Genomic DNA, 18,318 nt, shown 5'->3' with positions numbered 1-18,318 from the left:
TCCTTGGTTGGACATTCGGGCTTTGTTTGTAGAAATATAAGTCTCTAAACCACGTTATGTGTTCTTTGAGTTATACATCTTATCGAAGTTCTTCTGATTCCAACCGACCATCACTTGATCGCCGATCTTAAGCACTGGGATAGAGCGAGCACCCATCGCCTGTAACTCTTTACGGCCACGCTGCATCTTTGCATTCGTCAGGCGGTAAACAATTTTCTTAGAGTCTAAATACCTTTGGGCATCCTTACAGTGCGGGCATTTGTCTGCGACGTACAATACAACACGTTTCATTTTTTCATTCTCTTGGTGAATCTCGTTAAAGTGTAACGAATCCTAGGTGATTAGAAAAGTGTGATCAGTTACACTATGCGGCTCAATTTTCAAGACCACAACGTATTGTCGTGGTGTAACTTGTACGGTCTTTCAGCATGCATCCTTCTTTACGCTATATTCAAGGCTATCCTAAGCACATTCTTGATCCTGTGACTCAACTTGTCGAGTCGGGTAAATTGGTGCCTTGGTTTGAAGCTCGCTACCCAAAGAATCATGAAATAAAAAGCGAGAAAGCCCTGTTTGACTATGCGATTGAGATAAAAAATCGCTACATGAAAAAAACACCACCGATCAGCAAAGTGATTTACGACGGCAAGATACACCTAATCAATAATGCGTTAGGTCTTCATTCTTACGTTGCGAAGAATCACGGTGGAAAGATCAAATCAAAGAATGAAATTCGTATTGCCAGTGTTTTTAAAAATGCACCAGAACCTTTACTTAGAATGCTGGTGGTACACGAACTGGCGCATATCAAAGAGAAAGAGCACGACAAAGCCTTTTACCAACTATGCTGTCACATGGAACCGGAATATCATCAACTTGAGTTGGATGCCCGTTTATTCATGATGTATTTAGATTTAAAGAAGTAGCCCAATGAGCCAATCACAAAATAGAAAGACGCTAAGCCTGTCGAAAAACAGTACTTCATCAGCAAAAACAAAAGACAATCAAGCTGATGTTAAGCCAAGTACAGCTAAGCCAAGCAGCGACAAGCGTATTTCTACAAAGAACACATCAGATAAAAGCCGCAAGAGTAGTGCACCGAAAGGTACGGGCAATAACAAAGCAAAGCGACCTTTTGCAAAAGATAGCAAAGGGAAGCAGGGCGCGAATAAAGGATCATCAAATAAGGGTTCTTTTAATAAAACGGCTTTTAACAAGAACGCAGCTCAGAAAAGACGTTCTTCTGAAAAACCTCAAGGTGGATTACACCCAAGAAACCAGCACACTGGTCGTTATGACTTTGAGTTGTTGGTTGCCTCGTTGCCTGAGCTAAAAGAGCACCTGATCAAGAACCCAGTAGGAGAAGACACCATTAACTTCTCTGATCCATTGGCCGTTAAGCTGCTCAACAAAGCTTTGTTAGCACACCACTACGGCGTTAAACATTGGGATATTCCTGCTGGTTACTTGTGCCCGCCAATTCCTGGGCGTGCAGACTACATTCACAGAGTGGCCGACATCCTTAATAGCGATGGCCAAGGCGAACCATATAACCACGCGTCTGTGAAAGCATTAGATATTGGTGTTGGTGCAAACTGTATCTACCCAATCATTGGCACCACGGAATACAAATGGCGTTGCACAGGTACAGATGTTGATCCTGTTTCCATCAAAACAGCGAACTTCATTGCGGAAAGCAACGTTAATCTAAAAGGTAAGATCCGAGCTCGCCTACAAGCTGACTCTGAATCTATCTTTAAGGGCGTGATTAAGGATAATGAACGTTACGATGTCACTATTTGTAACCCTCCATTCCACAGCTCCCTTGAAGAAGCGGAAAAGGGGTCACAACGTAAACTGGATAACCTAGCGGCGAACCGTGCTAAGAAGGCAGGTCAGTCATTTAAGCCAGAAACGAATAAGAAGCCAGTTAAGTTAGATAAATCAACTAAGCAAGATAAACCAACCTTAAACTTTGGTGGTCAAAAAGCCGAGCTTTGGTGCCCGGGTGGCGAAGCTGCTTTCATCATGAAAATGGCGAGAGAGAGCCAGCTTTTTGCTACTCAAGTTTTGTGGTTTACGACATTGATCTCTAAGAAAGATAACGTCGATATGGTTCGTTCAGAGCTGGGTAAGCTACGAGCTAAACAAGTGAAAGTTGTCGAGATGTCGCAAGGCCAGAAGGTGAGTCGTTTTATCGCATGGACCTTTATGGACGATGAACAAAGACAAGAGTGGATCGCGCTTAAGTAACGACTGCACTTAATTAAGATATTAAGTCGAAATTATGAACGGGCTTGTTGTTAACGCAACAAGCCCGTTTTTTGTGTTTTGCATATTCGCTAAGCAGAAAGCAACTCATCTAACTTACTCTGATATTTCTGCTCTAGGGCTCTGTTCCCGGCTTTGTTTTCGAGATCGACCAAGATTTGAAGTGATGGAATTTGATAGCCATAACGCTGGTGGAATTTGAATAAACGAAGTCGAGCCTCATTGTAATCGGCTTCACTTACTTCGATTTTAGAAAGCTGTAATATCGACTTTACTCGATTTGGGTCATGGTCAATGGCGCGAGTGAAGTAGTACTTCGCTTGGTCAGTATTGCCAGCCTTAAATGCGCAAAATGCCGCGTTTTCATAACTTGCAGACACCAAGTAGTAGTAGGGTTGGTCGATGGCTCGATTGAAGTACTTGTCGGCTTGTTCGTATTCGCCCTGTTTACACAAAAATGTACCGTAGTTGTTCAATACATTACCGTTTCTAGAATCGAGACTGAGTGCTTTGCGGTAAGTGGTTCTCGCTTCGTCTACTTCGCCCACTTGTTCGTAGTAATGCGCCATTGAAAGTCGAGCACGGTAGTAGCTAGGTGCGTGCTTGATAGCCAGCTCAAGATTTTCACGCGCTCTTACCATATTGCCTTGTCCCATATAGCCCAAACCTAATTCGATTCGAGATTCAGACATCGCAATAGGATCGCTTTCAATTTTTGGTGGTCCTTCAGTGACAGAGACGCAACCGACCAACGAAAGCGAGGTGAGTAGTACCAAACTTGATAACGAAAGGGGGCGGTGCAACGAAATCGGATTTGAGAATGACGGCTTGGCAGGCATGTGAAGCTCCTTATGAACACCAACCCATCATATGAAATCAAACCCATTGAAGTGGTAAATCTATTATGGAATGCGACTCAACCACCATAAAAAAACCGCGTCCAATTTGGAGTCTTATCAACAACCTATTGAACACGGCTTTATGTGTTTGTGAATCGGAAGAGAGAACTTAATCGTCTTTGGTAAAGTTGTCTTCGCTGAAATGCTCCAGATCATAAGGCGTTTGTTGGTAAACGCAGTAGTTTAGCCAGTTAGAGAATAACAAGTGGCCATGACTACGCCAGCTTGCAACAGGCTTGTTGTCTGGATTGTTGTTCGGGTAATAGTTGATTGGAATAACAGGCTCCATGCCTTCACCTAAATCACGAATGTATTCATTGTGAAGTGTATGGGAGTCGTATTCAGGGTGGCCCGTTACAAACACGTTTCGTTTATCTTTGGTCGCTGCTAGATATACACCCGCAACATCAGAAGTCGCAAGAACATCAAGGTCGGTATGTTCAGCTAAGTACTCTTGAGAGAAGTCCGCATAGCGAGAGTGCGGTGCCAAAAATGTATCGTCGAAGCCACGCAGAATAGGATGGTATGGGTTATGTATCTCGTGGTTATAAACACCAGACAGCTTCTCTTTACGAGTGCGTTTTGGCAAATCATACAATAACTTCAAACCAGCCTGAGCCGCCCAACATACGTATAGCGTTGAAGTAACGTGCTTGTTTGCCCATTCCATGATGGTTTTCAGGTGATCCCAGTAGATAACATCTTCAAATTGAACCAAGCCAAGCGGCGCGCCAGTGATGATCAATCCATCAAAGTTTCTTCCTTTGACCATTTCAAATTGGCGGTAGAAGTTATCAAGGTGTTCAGTCGGTGTGTTTTTGCTCGGTCGGTCATCAATGCGCAGCAGCTCTACGTCCACTTGCAATGGGCTGTTTGATAGTAGGCGTAAGAATTGAGTTTCGGTTTCAATCTTCTTCGGCATTAGGTTGAGGATCAAGACTCGAAGTGGACGAATTTCCTGTGTCGATGCTCTTGATAACGGCATAACGAAGATGTTTTCTTCACGAAGAACATCGGATGCTGGCAATTGGTCTGGAATGCGAATAGGCACAGCTTTCTCCCTAAGCTAGATATGTAGACGTCTATACATCTAAATCTATAGTAGTTTGATACGCTTGTCGATATGCAAAATGGATAGATGTAAATTATTTGTGTTTTCTATCAGAAGCAATCCACGGGCACAGAGGGGAGTCTCATAGCATTCAGTGGTTGTCTGAGTCGAGTGTAAGTACTTGGTTTTCGGATATTGAGCAAAGGCAGTTATCAGAGAAACTCGTTAGTATTTGAGATAAACTTGAGCTTTCGAATTAGCCTGTAAAGTGACAGATGAAGTTAATACTCATTCGAGGGTTGCCTGGTTCGGGCAAGTCAACAAAAGCCAAAACCTACGATGCGTTACACGTTGAAGCCGATATGTATTATGTGAATGAGCAAGGTGAATATCACTTTGACCCTAGACAGCTGCAACAGGCACATGAGTGGTGCCAAAACACGGCTGAAAATGGTCTAAAGCAAGGTTTTGATGTCGTGGTCTCAAATACCTTTATTAAGCACTGGGAAATGAAGGCTTACCGCCAACTAGCACGCAAATATAAAGCAGAATTGATTATCGAAGTCTGCCGAGAGCAATATGGCACTATTCACGACATCGAACCATCGGTGATTAAGCGTATGGCGAAAGATTGGCAAGAATAGCCTCGTTTTTCCTCTGCTTGCATGGCTGTATGGTAAATAGAATTAAATTAATAGAACAACTCCAAGGTAACGATTGAAATGGCAAAGCGCTCTGTTGTGGTCGACATGACTTCTTATGGTATCTATTCCACATGGGATTCCAAATCTAAAGATCTTCCAAAAATCCAAGAGTTCACCACCATCGTTGATGCTGAAATCGACGTGGAGTTTGGCTATATCCTGAATATAAAAAAAGCCAAAGGTGAGAAGATTCGTTACTGCATTTATCACCCGAACATCACCACAGACAAAGGTGAAGTGCTCGAACCGTTCGATGGTGAAGAGTATGTCGGCAACAATGATTGGGATTTCTACTTAGGTGACACTATCTGGGCACCTGTCTCGAACAAACTAGGAAAATGGCGTATGACGGTTGAGCTAAAAGGCAACATCATCGCCGACAAGACATTCGACCTAGTAGCAAAAGACGAAGGCCAATTCTGGAAGCGTAGGGGGTTTTAGGTTCGACCTTCCATGTTCACCTAAACAGCAAAAAGCCGAGCATCGTGATGATGTCTCGGCTTTTTTCATTGTGCTAGATAGAAGTGACTACCTAACTAATGGATTCGATTATTGCGTTACATAAGCCACAACAAACTCAGTTATAGCGACCATGTCTTTCACTGCAATGTACTCTTCAGTGGTGTGAACTTTCGCCATACCAGTAGAAAGGTTAACTGTTGTTAGGCCTTTCGCGTTGAAGTTGTTTGCATCACTACCGCCGCCAGTGCGTTTAGTGTTCGCTGTTACGCCAAGCTTCTCAAATGCTGATTTGATAGAAAGAATATGCGGGTGATCATCTGCAATAACGAATGCGTCGTAAGCACGAGTCGATTCGATTTCTACTTCAGCGCCGAACTGTTTCGCGCTTTCTTCGAATGTCGAGATCATGTGTTCAACTTGTGCTGTTAGTTTTTCACCGTTTAGAGAGCGAGCCTCAGCCACGACTTTAAGCTCTGGCATTACGATGTTAGTTGCTTGACCGCCTTCAACAATACCCACGTTTGCTGTTGTTTCTTCATCGATACGAAGCAGGTTCATCTTAGTGATAGCGTCTGCTGCCACTTGAATCGCACTGATGCCTTCTTCTGGTGCTAAACCAGCGTGAGCAGGGCGACCTTTGATCTTCGCAACGATTTTTTGTTGGCCAGGTGCTGCATTTACGATAGTACCGATCGGACCGCCTGTATCTAGCACAATAGCGTGCTCAGATTGGATGTAAGACATATCGAAGTTCAGAGAACCGAATAGACCGCCTTCTTCGAATACGGTGAATGCGATTTCAATCGTTTTGTGTGCTTGGCCTTCAGCTTGGATTACGCGAACCGCTTCCATGATAGCCGCAATACCAGACTTATCGTCACCGCCTAGGATCGTGTTGCCTTTTGAACGGATGATACCGTCTTCGATGATTGGCTCAATGCCGATACCTGGCGTTACTGTGTCCATGTGGCAGCTGAATACTGTGCTACCTGGAAGTGTGCCATCTAAACGTGCGTAGATGTTGAAACCGTTCGATACTTCTTCCGGAACTGCCAGTTTGTGTACGTCAAAGCCTAGTTCGCCTAGCTGCTCAGCCAGCGCTTCAGCGATGGCTTTTTCGTTGCGTGATTCACTATCGATTTTCACAAGATCACAGAAATGGTCGACTAGACGTTGTTCATTAATTTGGGTCATTGTTAATTCTCATTATGTTTCCGCTCGTTCGTCAGAAGTCACGGCTATAGGAACAGGAAAATCACTATAACGCCAATGTGCGAGATGAATGCCTGTGTTAAATCAAGAAAGTTGCCTGATTATGCTATTTAATTAGAAAAATCTTATTTATATCGTCGAGCTGGCAACATTTTAATCTGTCTAGGGCTCGGGTATAATGCGTTTCTAATATAGATAAACAGCAGTGATATGAGAATTCAATTTGGAACGGCCTTGATACATGAATAAAAACAACGTTTTAGGATCCTTTCTACTCGTTGTGACAATGAGTGCCGTACTCGGGCTTTATTTGTTGTACCCATTGCAGGACGACGACCTAAGTCATGCGCAATCAACGAACACTGCTGCTTACACCCCAGAAAACGAATTGGCTAAGTCCGCATATGGGCTCCAGTTAATCAAACTGCTTGAGCTATCTCGCGGTGATCCACTTCTCGCGCAACAAAAGCTTACTGAGCTTGCAGAAACTTCACCTGCAAAACCTTCAGCTATTTACCAAGCTTACCGTCTGATGATTCTGTCAAATGTCGCCCATCATCAGCAAGATACAGAAGCCGTCATGAGATACATTCAACAGCTTAAAGAATTGGCTGACCACAAAGATTTGTTGTGGTTGAAAGCCCAGTCGCTTGTTGAATTATCCATCGAGAATTTGAAAGAAGGTGAACTCGCTGCCTCTGAAGTTCAAATTCGTTCCGCAATCGATATAGCTGAGTCCATAAGATACGAAGAACTGTTGGTCAAAGCCTATAATACGGCGGGCGCCATCAATAACGTTCGTAACGACCTACAAGATGCTCAATACTTTTTCCATCAAGGGATACAACTTGGGAAAAAGTACCCAAAGCATATTTATAACAGCAAGCTCATGTCTAACATGGCATTGCTTTACATCTATTTGGAAGATTGGCCGAAAGCACTCAAGATCATTGAGAAAGCCAAAAAACTCTATTATCAAAGCGGATTACTCGAAGATGAGGCCATTGGTATCCTCTACATTAACGAAGCCTTCACCTATTTAAGCAGTGGCGATCTCGTAAAAGGTCGTATTGCTTATAACAAAGCGAAGCAGCTGAATAGTGAGAGAGTAAGTACGCGATACAAGGTTCTATTGCTCAGAACATACAGTGATGTATTGCTTGCGGAAGGGGAATTCCAATCAGCACTCAATGTGACGAATCGATGCATTCATTATCCTGGGGTCGAGAAATACACGCTTCAACATGGGCAGTGTTACCTCAACCGAGCGTTGGCGAAAGTCGGACTGAATAAAGATGATGATACCCTGGCAGATTTTCAACGCGCGTTCGACATTTTTGAAGTTGTGGGCAGCCGAAATTGGAAGGTACTCGGATTAAAAAGGCTGGCTCAATATTACGAATCAAAAGGTAATCTTGATAAGGCATTACACTATTACAAGCTATATTATAAAGCTAATAAAGCGCTGCTTTTTGACAAGCGCCAGAGTGATATCTTTCTTTTAGAACAAGACTTTGCGACTGCGACACTCGCGAAAGAAAACGAATTACTCAACACGGAAAAAGACCTGAATGAGTTGTTACTGCAGAAGCAGCAGCTTAGGAATCGAATCGTTGTCGCATTGATCATTATGGTGGGTATTAGCGCACTGTTATTGATGATTCGATTGCGTTCAATCCAAAAAAAGAACAGCGCCTTGTTAACCCAATCAACGACTTGTGAGCTTACCGGCTTGTTCAATAGGCGTTATCTCGAACAATTACTAGCTCAACCTATGCCATTCGGTCACACCCAATTTGGAATGAGTTTGGCGATTCTAGACCTCGATTTCTTTAAGAAAGTGAATGACACCTACGGGCATGATGTTGGTGATCAAGTGCTGGTGGAAGTGGCTAAGCGTTTAGGTCAGGTAGTACTTAAAAATGATGTTGTTGCACGTTGGGGCGGGGAAGAGTTCGTTCTGTTATTTTCAGGCTCTCAAGATCCAGAACAACAACTAGAAACCATCAGGCTAGCCATCGCCCAGCATCCCATTGATACTCATGCTGGAACGTTGAGTCTTACCTGTTCAATTGGTGCCACTATTAACATCGCTCAAGAGCAAGTTAACAATGGAACCTATAAGAAGTCGCTTAAAGCTGCTGACGATGCTCTGTATCAAGCCAAAGAGGCAGGTAGAAACCGCGTGGTTATCGCTGAAAGTTAATCTCTAATCTGGGAATAAAAAGCCATTCTGATCGTGGTTAGATAAGAATGACTTCTAGGCGATAATTTTGGTATCAGTGATAGATGAACGTATTAACTTACTTTGCGACGCCTTGCAGCATTTCAACCAGTTCGCCCTCTGTAGAAGGTTCTCTTGCTAGTTCAATAACAGCGGAAGCGCCACCTTTTAACATGTAAGCTCGAGTTCCGCAGTGGTCATAGTGGAACCACTTACCGTCTACACATACATCGGTATAACATCTTGGGTCTTGTTTGAGTTCCATATCAATTTCCCTATTAACATTTGCCTAACGTTTTTCAGACTAGTTGATCACAAGTTAAGGTAAATTGATCTAAATCAATCTAGAGTGTAATTGATGATTTGAATATCAAATAGGAGAGATGTGTCTAGCGTGGGAGCGAGCTCTCGGTGATTGCAGCGCTCAAAGGTCGTGATTCTGGTTGGTAACTCTCGCTCTTTTGCTTGCCAGGTGATGCTTTTCTACATACGCTAGCCACTCTCTTAATCCCTATACAGACTTGATTGTGTTGGAAAATGACTAATATCTTTATCGTTGTAATTGTTCTGGTTGTATTCTTTTACTTTATTCAAAAGTATGTGGTGAAACATGATGACACCAAAGACCATGCTTATCAGAAGAAAGGGGCGTTGATGTCGGCGCAACAGGCGACATTCTATAATGCGCTTAAATCCGCTGTGGGTAACCATGGGGAAGTGTTTGCCAAAGTCAGCATGTCGAACGTACTTGTTCCTGCTAAGACGAACAACAAGAAGAATTGGTTTATCGCCAACAACAAGATCTCTCGTAGTTACTTTGATTTTGTCGTCTGCGACCCACGAACGTTAGAACCCCGTGTGATCATCGAACTCGATAACGGTAAAGAGCTCAATAAAGGGAAGGTCGACCGCGAAAAGCTACTGATTCACGTCTGTAAATCGGCAGGTTTACCTTTGATTGGTGCTTCGATTAAACACAGCTACCAAGTAAGTCGTTTGAAGAGGTTACTTGCAGCGCACATTGATTTAATCGAACCATCCAAAGAAGTTCGATTTTGTAAGAAATGTGGTAGCCCGATGATCATTAAACTGGCAAGCCAAGGCGATTACAAAGGCCGACGATTCTTCACTTGTAGCCGCCAGCCTAACTGTACCTATACCGAAAACTACAACGTTGTATTCGATGTAGATGAGGAATAACGTAAAGCAACACTCAATACTTAGTGTGATGTAACTCAACTTTATTTACGTTTCACGTCTAAAAATTCAACGTATTGGTGCGAATAAGAGCAAACGGTTGATTCAAGTGTAATTTCTACTTGCGCCGCAATAAATCAGTCGTTAATATCTTCCTCGTTCTAAAGGAATGCGTCCGTAGCTCAGTTGGTTAGAGTACCGCCTTGACATGGCGGGGGTCGGTGATTCGAGTTCACTCGGACGCACCATTCCTTGTTTAGTTGTTATTGCATAACTATTGAGTTTGTCACAATGGTAGTAATAAGAAATTAGAACATCGCCCGCTTAGCTCAGTTGGTTAGAGTACTTGCATGACATGCAAGGTGTCACTGGTTCGAGTCCAGTAGCGGGCACCAAATTCGTTCTTTATGAACAAGCAGAAAGCCCACCTAGTGTGGGCTTTTTTGTGCCTGTAATTCCTCTCATAACTCCTATACAATCTGCCAGCTCTTATAAGCCCTGTATGTCTTGCCAGCCGGCGTTGTAGACTTAATGAGACTTCGTGTGTCTCTGCAATTTGGGGGTGAGTGTAGTCACCATCATCAGCCTTTCTTCTACTCATCAACATCGTTTGTATGAGGTTAACCGAAAGCTAAGTCGCCCCAGAGTGGCAAGATGCGGGTATTACCCTAAATAACCCCGTAGTGAGCTTGTAGACGACCGCTCGACAATCACTCTCGTAGATTTACTACCAAGCACTTAAATCTAGATTTCGCGATCAACAAATGACGAGTAAAGCGATAAATACTCTGAAGTTGTTTCTATCAATTAAATCGAAGCAATGAAAGGTTATAGCTGTCGTTAAGTTTTGATTGATGAGCTATAGAATAAACAAAATATAACGACGTCAATTATATTTATTATCTATGGATTGTTTCGGAACTATATCAAGATGTATGGCTTTACTCGTATTAACTCCGAAGCTGGCTAATGTACCAGAATGTGATTTCCAGATTTTAAGAGAACGTTATTGAGCTAAATCAGCAACAAATGTTTGTTTATATTGAGTACTGGTTTGTAGCTCCTTTTTGATCCACTGATTAAACAAGCTAAAGTCAGAATGTATTTGCCAGAAAAGTGATGCAATAACTCGTTTACCAAAAAAGTCAGGGTGATCGGTAATAACCTTAAGTTTATGTTCTTTGATATTACCTTCAATAAGAAACCCTGGTACAAAAGCGATGCCTTTTTGAGCTTTACATAAATCGATGATGGTTCCTAAATCATCCAGCCGCCATAGGTTATATGCTGCGATGTTAGACAAGTTAAGCAGCTCTTCACACCCGTCCATTAATAGCACTCGCTGTGACGATGCTTGAGACTTTAAGGTGACTAAGTCTTCATGAGCCACCCACCAGCAGTTAACGTGGAATAGCTCCTCGATATTGAAGTCGTAATTGGTCTTGTGGTACGGGTTACCCAACGCTAGGTCTATCTTCCCTTCGTTTATATAGTTACCTAACACAAAGCTGGGTTTCGTCACTACAAGTAAGTCGACATTCGGGAATGCTTCCGAGAATGCTAGTAGTGTCTTCTTTACGTTTTTATTGAACACCAATGGATCGATACCCACGCGGTAAACTATCTGGTCAGATATATTCATCTGCTGGGCAACGGTGATTAATTCCCGATATTTTGATACCACAGGTAAAGATAATTGGAATAGGCGTTCCCCTTTCTCTGTTAACCAGACTTTAGAGTGCTCTCTATTAAATACGTTGAAACCTAAGTCTGACTCAAGATTTTGAACAGCTGTGCTAACTGTTGACTGTGATTTTCCAAGCTTGCGTGCAGCAGAGCTAAATGAACCTTCTTCAACTACTGCTATGAACGAAACAATATTTTCGAAATGTAGTTTCATGATTCGACTAACCTTTGACACAAAGAAATTATATTTATTATTGTTTGTTGATTCGAAGAACAATAGCGTGATGATACTTGTATTTCAACAGGTTTTATAATGAATAATAAAGCCTAATAAATTATCAATTGGGTTATATCTAAAGGTTATATAAGTTGTATATAACAAAAAAGATTGAGCTGCATCTTACTTTTTCAAGTTTATAAATTTAAATTAATATAGATTTCCGACAGTGATTTTAACTGTAACTCATTGTTGATAAAAGATTTGTTACGTTTTCTTTTAATTTTAGTGTTTTTATTTTGATCAATTTTCGCTCTACCTATTGATAAAGTCGATAGGGGGTATTTTCCCCAGAGTGGGTGGGCTAATTATAATGGCGACGAATTTTCAACAGCCCTTATAGGAACAAATAATGATTACTAAGCTATACGTGAAAACAAGCATGTTTTTATCACAATTCAAGAACGATGAGCGCGGCGTAACTGCGATCGAATATGGTCTTATTGCTGTTGCAATGGCTGTGCTAGTAACTACAGCGGTAGGTGCTGATGGCTTCATTGGTAAGCTAGAAGGTGCTTTTGAAGATGTAGCTACGGCTATTGATACTGCTAGCAGCTAACATCAAGCCTTATTGGCTAATGTAGAAGATATCGAGAGATATTCATGCCAGACCTGTGTTTACATTGGTCTGGCTTGGTTAATTTACGATGTAAAATAAGATTTGTTTTAACCAAACTTAGGTGGTATTTCCAATTTTTAGTCATGAATTGTATTTAGTGACTTTGGCAATATTGAGTATATATGTGTCGGCTACTGATTTTCTCTATCGTAAGATACAAAATTACGCCTTGCTCGTACTACTCTTCTTGCAGTGTTTCATATCCCCATTAGATATCCAAATTATGAGTTTTTTACTGATGTTAGGTGGAGGACTTATTCTTTATAAGCTGATTTGGATTGGAGCGGGTGATATTAAATACGTCGTTATTTTGTCTCTTGCCATCCCTGTTGATGACTTATTATTGGCGTATATTCTGACGGCTTTTGCTGGTGGTATTTTAGCGCTTACTTATCTAATAAGTAAAAAATTAATAAGAGGAAATGCCCATAACCAAGAGGGTATTCCATATGGAATAGCAATTAGCATTGGATTTTACTTAGTAATTTTAACTCAATCTACGCCACATATATGAACCTCCAAAAAATGAGCACATTATGAGATCCCGACTGGTATTACTTGTGGCCATTGCTGCCTTAATCGTGGGTGCGCTAGGCGTTATCGACCTGTTCAAGAGTGAGCCCCAACCGAAAGTAGCGGCTGAAACGATCATTGAAAAAAATGAAGAACATGTTGCCGTTTGGATGACCACCAAAGCCTACGAAAAAGGGCGTGCAATCGACGCACAAGGTGTCGTCAAACAACAGCTTCCTTTAAGTGAAGCTTTAACGCTGGGTGTTAGAGAAGACGCTCAAATCAGCTTTGCTCCTTCCACTTTGTTAAATCGCGACCTTAACGCCAGTGAGGTGGTACTGCCTGAATATCAAGTGACACCAGGACAGCCAGGATATGTAGATCTTTTGATAACAGAAGGCATGACGTTATACCCACTTAAAGTCAGTGATAAAAACCTAATCAACGATTACATCCGACCAGGTTCGTACATCGATATTCTCACAGTGAGTTCTCCTAATGCCAACTTGGCTGGAAATATCGATAAACCAAAGCGCTTTCGAGGGGTGAAGGCCTCGATGTTTCTTAAAAATGTCAAAGTCCTCAACATCGGAAATGACGAAACTGGCGACAGTTCAATTACCGCTCGAGCGCCGAGTAAAGAGGACGGTTTGACTACGGTGGTCATCGAAGTTAAGCCTGATGAATTACCAAAACTCGCGCTAGCACAACGCACAATGCACATCGAAATTTATCGAAGCCAAACCTATACGCAACCTGAGGTCGCGGAGGTACGCAACATTATCGATAACTATACCGGTATTGCTGAGCTACGTGGTAATGAGAATAACTCTAGAGAGGCGTTGTAATGATGATCCATCACCGAATCAAACAAGCACTGCGTGTTTCCATCTTAGCAGCGTTGATTGGCTTACTTTCTATAACAAACACTTTTGCTGCCGATCGTTCCATTACGCTCAACGATGGTCAGCACATCAAATTCAAAAGCCCGATTGGTCAAGTGTTCATCAATAACCCTGATATCGTTGACTACAAAGTGATCAACGACAACACCTTGGTAGTCTTCGCCAATAGCATTGGGCAATCACGTTTAATTGTCTATGGAATTGACGATGAGGTGTTGCTGTCCGATCGTATTATTGTCGATTTGGATCTGACGGATATTAGACGCCAACTCAAATTTCATTTCCCTGACGCTAAGGTCAAGGTTCAGTCTGTAGGAGAGCAAGTCGCTGTCAGTGGCCTTGTTGATTCCGAAGCGACTCGTGACGACATCTATCGTTTGGTAGCGACTCTATTGGGACGAGAAAAAACCGAGAAATGGGAAAAAACTCAGAAGCTAGAATTTAAATCTGACAGCTCAAATTACGAAGAACCCGAAAGCATGGTATTTGCCCGCAATATGACGTGGGAAGGGATCATCGAACGTATTGAAGTTGCGACCACTCAACAGGTGAACGTCAAAATCTCAGTTGCTCAGGTAACGGAATCGTTTGGACAAACCGTTGGTGTTGATTGGAGTTCTGTGGGCTCAAGTGTTGGTGAATTTGTTTTCGACCAGTTCGATGCGGCAAACCTGAGCACGTTAATCACAGCGTTAGGCAATGATCAGATTGCTGAAGTTCTGGCTGAACCTAACTTAACCGTGTTATCCGGTGAGTCTGCAAGTTTCCTTGTGGGAGGCGAAGTGCCCGTTATCGTTACTACCAGTAACAATGTGAACATTTCCTTCAAAGAGTTCGGCATCAAACTCGACCTAACGGCGAAAGTGCTTAGTCAAGACAAGATCCGCATGCAATTAGCGCCTGAAGTGAGCGAAGTCGAAGGTTATGTTGAAGCGGCAGGAATCAAAGTCCCACAATTGGCTTCACGACGTGCCATGACAACCGTTGAACTTGCCGATGGCGACAGCTTCGTTCTTGGTGGCTTGATGAGCAGTGCTGATTTGGAAAAAATGCAAAAAATCCCTTTCGTTGGCGATATTCCTGTACTTGGTGCTGCATTCAGAAAAGCAACCACAGAAAGAAAGCGAACTGAGCTGATCATCGTTGCTACCGTGAATCTCGTCGAGCCAATTAAGCCGAAAGACATTCAGCTGCCTTACATCAAAAAGACCTCTACATTGGCGCGTTGGCTTAACGTCGAATGGGATGGCAAGTCGGTGACGTCATCTGATGCAACGATTCGCCTGTTGTCGCAAGGAGGGTTTATCCAATGAAGAAATTATTATTGATGGCGTTATTTACCACGTCACTTTTCGGCTGCGCCTCTGAGCAATACTTTGTCGGACAGGGTTCTGAAGCCTTGGTGTACAAAGAGCACCACAGTTTTGAGTTTGCGATGAAAAACCGCGCTGAAACGACCAAACAGATTACTGCTTTAATTCAAGATATTGAGTCGATGGACAAAGAAGCGACCTATGTCGTGGATTACAAATCTCCCCGCACCAAACAGATGTTGCAGGCGATCTTTAAACAATATCCTTCACACCTTATCGCGCCACAAAGAGTGACGTATCGAAGCGCTCAATTGTTGCCTACTGATCTCAATATTCAGGTGACGTTAACGCGTTTGAAGACTCAAGAATGCAAACCAGCGCAGATTCACGTTCGGTTGAGGCAGCAAGATTGCTTTGCTGAATCGATGCGTTTGAAGCAAGTGGCTTACAAGTCTCGTTTGGTAGGAGAGCAATAATGTTTGACCTAACGAAAGCATTAACAACCAAGGCCAAGCCAGTTCAGACCGGAGCGACAGGTGTTGCCGGATGTACATTGTTCTATCAATCTCAAGAGTGTTTAGACCTTGTTCAAGAAGTCTTTCGATTTGAAGGATGGAATGATCCTGCTTGTGTCAAAGCCAAAGCCGGTTTAACCAAACTGACAGAGCAACAAAGCAGCCACATTGTGATTCTAGAGCTTAATGAATCGACCAATGTGGTTGAAGACGCTAAATCTTTTGCCAGCAAACTACCCACGCATAAAGGGGTGGTTGTGATTGGTAAAGAGGATGCGATTTCTACGCTTCGTTCGCTTAAAGATATGGGTTTTTACTACGTGTTCTGGCCAGTGAATAAGCAGGAATTTGCTGACTTCTTGAACCACGTTAGTAAGAACCTTAAGACTTTCTCTGGTGTGAGCCAAAAACGTAAAGCAAAACGAGTCGCGATTGTCGGTTCAAAAGGCGGCGTGGGTGCATCGTTTCTATCAACCGAGTTGAGCTCACTATTATCGACACAAGGCTCGGACACGATTCTCGTCGATCATCAATATGCGGATACCAACCTTGATGTCTTGCTCGGCCTAAAAGACTTTAAGCCGAGAACCATTGACGAGTTCACCGCACCATTGCATGAAATGGATGAAGAAGGGGCGTTGAGTTACCTAATCAACGCTCGTAAGAATTTACGTCTGTTAGCGATTGATGGCGACATGAGTCAAACCGATGTTCTTAATTACAACCAAACCTTGTGTGACCTGTTAGCGCGTAACACCAATTTCATTATTGAAGACTTTTCGGGTTGCGTGGATTTCAAAGTTGAACCTCAACTCTTGGTAGAAAACTTTGATGTGGTTGTGTTGGTGTTGGATGCGTCAGTGTCTTCAGTAAGAAGTGCAAAACGACTGTTTGAAAAAGTCTCCAACTTGCAGCTTTCGTTATCATCGCGTACTCGTGTGATTACCGTGGTGAACTACCATCGTCCGGAAAACGCTTACGTTTTACAAAAGCCCGATCTGACTAAGTATTTAGGCGCAGAGGTTGATCTCGAAGTCGACTACTGTAAAGCGTTAGCGCACATCATTATTGATGGTAAACGCGGGCACAAGCATGACCGCCATATCAGTCGTTCTATGGAGCAATTGGTGAAGCTGATTAATGGTCAACCTATGGATCAGAAGGGCATGAATTCTTGGTTGAAAAAGGTGCGTGCTAAATGAGTTCTAACAAAGACTTATACCTCGCATTTCGTGGTCAGATATTTGAAGCCCTAGATGCAGAAGCGGTTCAGAAAATGAGCCGTCGAGACCTTGAATCTCAGATACAAGCGGCCGTTGACCTGTTAGCTAATAGCTACCAAAGACCGATCACGTCGATGATGAAGTCAGGCTTGGTGAAAAGCTTAATCGATGAACTGTTTGGTTTGGGGCCTTTGCAGCCTTTGGTCGAAGATCAATCCATTTCCGACATCATGGTGAATGGGCCAAACAACATCTTTTTCGAACGACACGGCAAGGTCAAAAAATCCGAAGTTTCGTTTGTGAATGAAGAGCAGTTGTTAGCCATAGCAAAGCGTATTGCTTCACGTGTTGGAAGACGAGTGGATGAGCTTTCTCCAACAGTCGATGCCAGGCTTGAAGATGGTAGTCGTGTGAATATTGTGATTCCGCCTATTTCATTGGATGGCACATCTATCTCTATTCGTAAGTTCAGAGAGCAGAAGATTGGCTTTGAAGATTTGATTGGTTTCGGGTCGATGTCTCCAGACATGGCGCGAGTGCTGATGATTGCTTCGCGCTGTCGAATTAATGTATTGATCTCTGGCGGTACCGGTTCAGGTAAAACCACGTTGCTCAACGCGCTGTCTCAATACATTGCTGAAGATGAACGCATCGTCACCATTGAAGATGCGGCTGAATTGCGCCTGCAACAACCTAACTTGGTTCGACTGGAAACACGTACCTCAAGCGTTGAACAAACCGGAGCAGTAACGCAGCGAGAGTTGGTTATCAATGCGCTTCGTATGCGTCCAGACCGCATCATTCTTGGTGAGTGCAGGGGCTCTGAAGCGTTTGAAATGCTGCAAGCCATGAATACGGGTCACGATGGTTCGATGTCTACATTGCACGCCAACACGCCGCGCGATGCGATTGCTCGTGTTGAGTCTATGGTGATGATGGCGAACTTAAATCAGCCTCTGGATGCGATTCGAAGAACGATCGTCAGTGCCGTTCAGATGATTGTTCAGGTTAACAGGCTACGCGATGGGTCTCGTAAGATCACGAGCATCTCTGAAATCGTGGGCCTTGAAGGTGAGAGCGTGGTGATGGAAGAGATTTATCGCTTTCGTTATGACGATGCGCATTACGGAGAAACTGTTAAAGGCGAATTCGTCACCGACGGCATTATGCAACGATCTGAGCTTGTGAAAAAAGCGCAATTTTTCGGGCTCTATGATGAGCTGATCGCCGCGTTTAAGGGGGCATAG

General features: G+C 43.1%; 19 protein-coding genes and 2 tRNA genes. 15 read left to right on the top strand and 6 right to left on the bottom strand.

The genetic code is table 11. The annotated features are described in order from the left end of the window. Positions 1-54: 54 nt before the first annotated feature. The gene (locus CWO27_RS18385) at positions 55-291 is read right to left on the bottom strand and encodes a glutaredoxin family protein (protein WP_016786183.1); all 237 of its coding nucleotides are present in this window, start codon (positions 289-291) and stop codon (positions 55-57) included. Between the two features lie 137 nt (positions 292-428). Between CWO27_RS18385 and CWO27_RS18380 the strand changes: the two genes are divergently transcribed. Together CWO27_RS18380 and rlmF are read left to right on the top strand one after the other, a co-directional pair. Next, positions 429-926, top strand: coding sequence for a YgjP-like metallopeptidase domain-containing protein (locus tag CWO27_RS18380; RefSeq protein WP_004734935.1), 498 nt, complete (start codon positions 429-431; stop codon positions 924-926). A gap of 4 nt (positions 927-930) precedes the next feature. Then, positions 931-2,253 (top strand): 23S rRNA (adenine(1618)-N(6))-methyltransferase RlmF, encoded by a 1,323-nt coding sequence (gene rlmF / locus CWO27_RS18375; protein ID WP_102432250.1) that lies wholly within the window; start codon positions 931-933, stop codon positions 2,251-2,253. A gap of 89 nt (positions 2,254-2,342) precedes the next feature. Here the strand turns inward: rlmF and pilW are convergent, their stop codons facing one another. Both pilW and metA read right to left on the bottom strand, forming a co-directional pair. Beyond that, positions 2,343-3,110, bottom strand: coding sequence for a type IV pilus biogenesis/stability protein PilW (gene pilW, locus CWO27_RS18370; protein WP_048658542.1), 768 nt, complete (start codon positions 3,108-3,110; stop codon positions 2,343-2,345). 169 nt (positions 3,111-3,279) lie between these two features. Then, on the bottom strand, positions 3,280-4,221 hold the full coding sequence (gene metA / locus CWO27_RS18365; protein ID WP_048658543.1) for a homoserine O-acetyltransferase MetA: 942 nt from the start codon (positions 4,219-4,221) through the stop codon (positions 3,280-3,282). 275 nt (positions 4,222-4,496) lie between these two features. On the opposite strand from metA, the gene CWO27_RS18360 reads away from it, so the two are divergent. Together CWO27_RS18360 and CWO27_RS18355 are read left to right on the top strand one after the other, a co-directional pair. Next, positions 4,497-4,865 (top strand): ATP-binding protein, encoded by a 369-nt coding sequence (locus CWO27_RS18360; RefSeq protein ID WP_102530324.1) that lies wholly within the window; start codon positions 4,497-4,499, stop codon positions 4,863-4,865. 78 nt (positions 4,866-4,943) lie between these two features. Continuing rightward, positions 4,944-5,366 (top strand): DUF3859 domain-containing protein, encoded by a 423-nt coding sequence (locus CWO27_RS18355; protein WP_048611912.1) that lies wholly within the window; start codon positions 4,944-4,946, stop codon positions 5,364-5,366. A 108-nt stretch (positions 5,367-5,474) separates the two neighbouring features. On the opposite strand, the gene CWO27_RS18350 is transcribed toward CWO27_RS18355, so the two are convergent. After that, positions 5,475-6,581 (bottom strand): M20/M25/M40 family metallo-hydrolase, encoded by a 1,107-nt coding sequence (locus CWO27_RS18350; protein ID WP_019824125.1) that lies wholly within the window; start codon positions 6,579-6,581, stop codon positions 5,475-5,477. A gap of 259 nt (positions 6,582-6,840) precedes the next feature. On the opposite strand from CWO27_RS18350, the gene CWO27_RS18345 reads away from it, so the two are divergent. After that, complete coding sequence (locus CWO27_RS18345) at positions 6,841-8,805, top strand: diguanylate cyclase (RefSeq protein ID WP_107899333.1); 1,965 nt, start codon at positions 6,841-6,843, stop codon at positions 8,803-8,805. Positions 8,806-8,902: 97 nt separating this feature from the next. Here CWO27_RS18345 and CWO27_RS18340 read toward each other — a convergent pair whose 3' ends face one another. Next, positions 8,903-9,088, bottom strand: a complete 186-nt coding sequence (locus CWO27_RS18340) for a hypothetical protein (RefSeq protein ID WP_048658547.1) — start codon at positions 9,086-9,088, stop codon at positions 8,903-8,905. 272 nt (positions 9,089-9,360) lie between these two features. On the opposite strand from CWO27_RS18340, the gene CWO27_RS18335 reads away from it, so the two are divergent. The 3 genes from CWO27_RS18335 (at position 9,361) to CWO27_RS18325 (ending at position 10,415) form a co-directional block, all read left to right on the top strand. Further along, positions 9,361-10,023: a DUF2726 domain-containing protein gene (locus CWO27_RS18335; protein WP_048658548.1), complete on the top strand. Its 663-nt coding sequence runs from the start codon at positions 9,361-9,363 to the stop codon at positions 10,021-10,023. A gap of 168 nt (positions 10,024-10,191) precedes the next feature. Then, positions 10,192-10,268 (top strand) — tRNA-Val (locus CWO27_RS18330). A gap of 70 nt (positions 10,269-10,338) precedes the next feature. Continuing rightward, positions 10,339-10,415: transfer RNA gene (locus CWO27_RS18325), tRNA-Val, on the top strand. Between the two features lie 611 nt (positions 10,416-11,026). On the opposite strand, the gene CWO27_RS18320 is transcribed toward CWO27_RS18325, so the two are convergent. Then, a complete protein-coding gene (locus CWO27_RS18320; protein ID WP_048658585.1) occupies positions 11,027-11,920 on the bottom strand; it encodes a LysR family transcriptional regulator in 894 nt (297 codons plus the stop codon). A 415-nt stretch (positions 11,921-12,335) separates the two neighbouring features. Between CWO27_RS18320 and CWO27_RS18315 the strand changes: the two genes are divergently transcribed. The 7 genes from CWO27_RS18315 to CWO27_RS18285 all read left to right on the top strand — a co-directional run bounded on the left by CWO27_RS18315 (position 12,336) and on the right by CWO27_RS18285 (position 18,318). Further along, entirely contained in the window at positions 12,336-12,542 is a 207-nt protein-coding gene (locus CWO27_RS18315; protein WP_017080668.1) for a Flp family type IVb pilin, read from the top strand. A gap of 148 nt (positions 12,543-12,690) precedes the next feature. Then, a complete protein-coding gene (locus CWO27_RS18310; RefSeq protein ID WP_102433452.1) occupies positions 12,691-13,116 on the top strand; it encodes a prepilin peptidase in 426 nt (141 codons plus the stop codon). Between the two features lie 22 nt (positions 13,117-13,138). Continuing rightward, complete coding sequence (cpaB, locus tag CWO27_RS18305) at positions 13,139-13,963, top strand: Flp pilus assembly protein CpaB (protein WP_048658586.1); 825 nt, start codon at positions 13,139-13,141, stop codon at positions 13,961-13,963. Beyond that, positions 13,963-15,333, top strand: a complete 1,371-nt coding sequence (locus tag CWO27_RS18300) for a type II and III secretion system protein family protein (protein ID WP_102433436.1) — start codon at positions 13,963-13,965, stop codon at positions 15,331-15,333. The genes cpaB and CWO27_RS18300 overlap by 1 nt, the downstream gene beginning before the upstream one ends. Beyond that, on the top strand, positions 15,330-15,809 hold the full coding sequence (locus tag CWO27_RS18295) for a hypothetical protein (RefSeq protein ID WP_048664893.1): 480 nt from the start codon (positions 15,330-15,332) through the stop codon (positions 15,807-15,809). Before CWO27_RS18300 ends, CWO27_RS18295 begins: the two co-directional genes overlap by 4 nt. Beyond that, positions 15,809-17,050 carry an AAA family ATPase gene (locus CWO27_RS18290; protein ID WP_107899332.1) on the top strand — a complete coding sequence of 414 codons (1,242 nt, stop codon included), beginning with the start codon at positions 15,809-15,811 and terminating at the stop codon, positions 17,048-17,050. The genes CWO27_RS18295 and CWO27_RS18290 overlap by 1 nt, the downstream gene beginning before the upstream one ends. Further along, the gene (locus CWO27_RS18285; protein ID WP_048664894.1) at positions 17,047-18,318 is read left to right on the top strand and encodes a CpaF family protein; all 1,272 of its coding nucleotides are present in this window, start codon (positions 17,047-17,049) and stop codon (positions 18,316-18,318) included. Before CWO27_RS18290 ends, CWO27_RS18285 begins: the two co-directional genes overlap by 4 nt.

It is taken from the genome of Vibrio sp. 10N.286.51.C3 (assembly GCF_003050065.1).
GTDB lineage: Bacteria > Pseudomonadota > Gammaproteobacteria > Enterobacterales > Vibrionaceae > Vibrio > Vibrio crassostreae.
The sequence above is the reverse complement of the archived record's forward strand: the minus strand, read 5'-3'. Positions and strand labels throughout refer to the sequence as shown.

Bases quoted from the DNA above. Each gene is read 5' to 3' on its own strand.
- CWO27_RS18295 (WP_048664893.1), top strand. From the start codon at position 15,330: ATGAAGAAATTATTATTGATGGCGTTATTTACCACGTCACTTTTCGGC.
- CWO27_RS18320 (WP_048658585.1), bottom strand. From the start codon at position 11,920: ATGAAACTACATTTCGAAAATATTGTTTCGTTCATAGCAGTAGTTGAA.
- CWO27_RS18350 (WP_019824125.1), bottom strand. From the start codon at position 6,581: ATGACCCAAATTAATGAACAACGTCTAGTCGACCATTTCTGTGATCTT.
- CWO27_RS18285 (WP_048664894.1), top strand. From the start codon at position 17,047: ATGAGTTCTAACAAAGACTTATACCTCGCATTTCGTGGTCAGATATTT.
- CWO27_RS18335 (WP_048658548.1), top strand. From the start codon at position 9,361: ATGACTAATATCTTTATCGTTGTAATTGTTCTGGTTGTATTCTTTTAC.
- CWO27_RS18300 (WP_102433436.1), top strand. From the start codon at position 13,963: ATGATGATCCATCACCGAATCAAACAAGCACTGCGTGTTTCCATCTTA.
- CWO27_RS18340 (WP_048658547.1), bottom strand. From the start codon at position 9,088: ATGGAACTCAAACAAGACCCAAGATGTTATACCGATGTATGTGTAGAC.
- CWO27_RS18290 (WP_107899332.1), top strand. From the start codon at position 15,809: ATGTTTGACCTAACGAAAGCATTAACAACCAAGGCCAAGCCAGTTCAG.
- CWO27_RS18345 (WP_107899333.1), top strand. From the start codon at position 6,841: ATGAATAAAAACAACGTTTTAGGATCCTTTCTACTCGTTGTGACAATG.
- CWO27_RS18315 (WP_017080668.1), top strand. From the start codon at position 12,336: ATGATTACTAAGCTATACGTGAAAACAAGCATGTTTTTATCACAATTC.
- cpaB (WP_048658586.1), top strand. From the start codon at position 13,139: ATGAGATCCCGACTGGTATTACTTGTGGCCATTGCTGCCTTAATCGTG.
- rlmF (WP_102432250.1), top strand. From the start codon at position 931: ATGAGCCAATCACAAAATAGAAAGACGCTAAGCCTGTCGAAAAACAGT.
- CWO27_RS18385 (WP_016786183.1), bottom strand. From the start codon at position 291: ATGAAACGTGTTGTATTGTACGTCGCAGACAAATGCCCGCACTGTAAG.
- CWO27_RS18355 (WP_048611912.1), top strand. From the start codon at position 4,944: ATGGCAAAGCGCTCTGTTGTGGTCGACATGACTTCTTATGGTATCTAT.
- CWO27_RS18380 (WP_004734935.1), top strand. From the start codon at position 429: ATGCATCCTTCTTTACGCTATATTCAAGGCTATCCTAAGCACATTCTT.
- pilW (WP_048658542.1), bottom strand. From the start codon at position 3,110: ATGCCTGCCAAGCCGTCATTCTCAAATCCGATTTCGTTGCACCGCCCC.
- CWO27_RS18360 (WP_102530324.1), top strand. From the start codon at position 4,497: ATGAAGTTAATACTCATTCGAGGGTTGCCTGGTTCGGGCAAGTCAACA.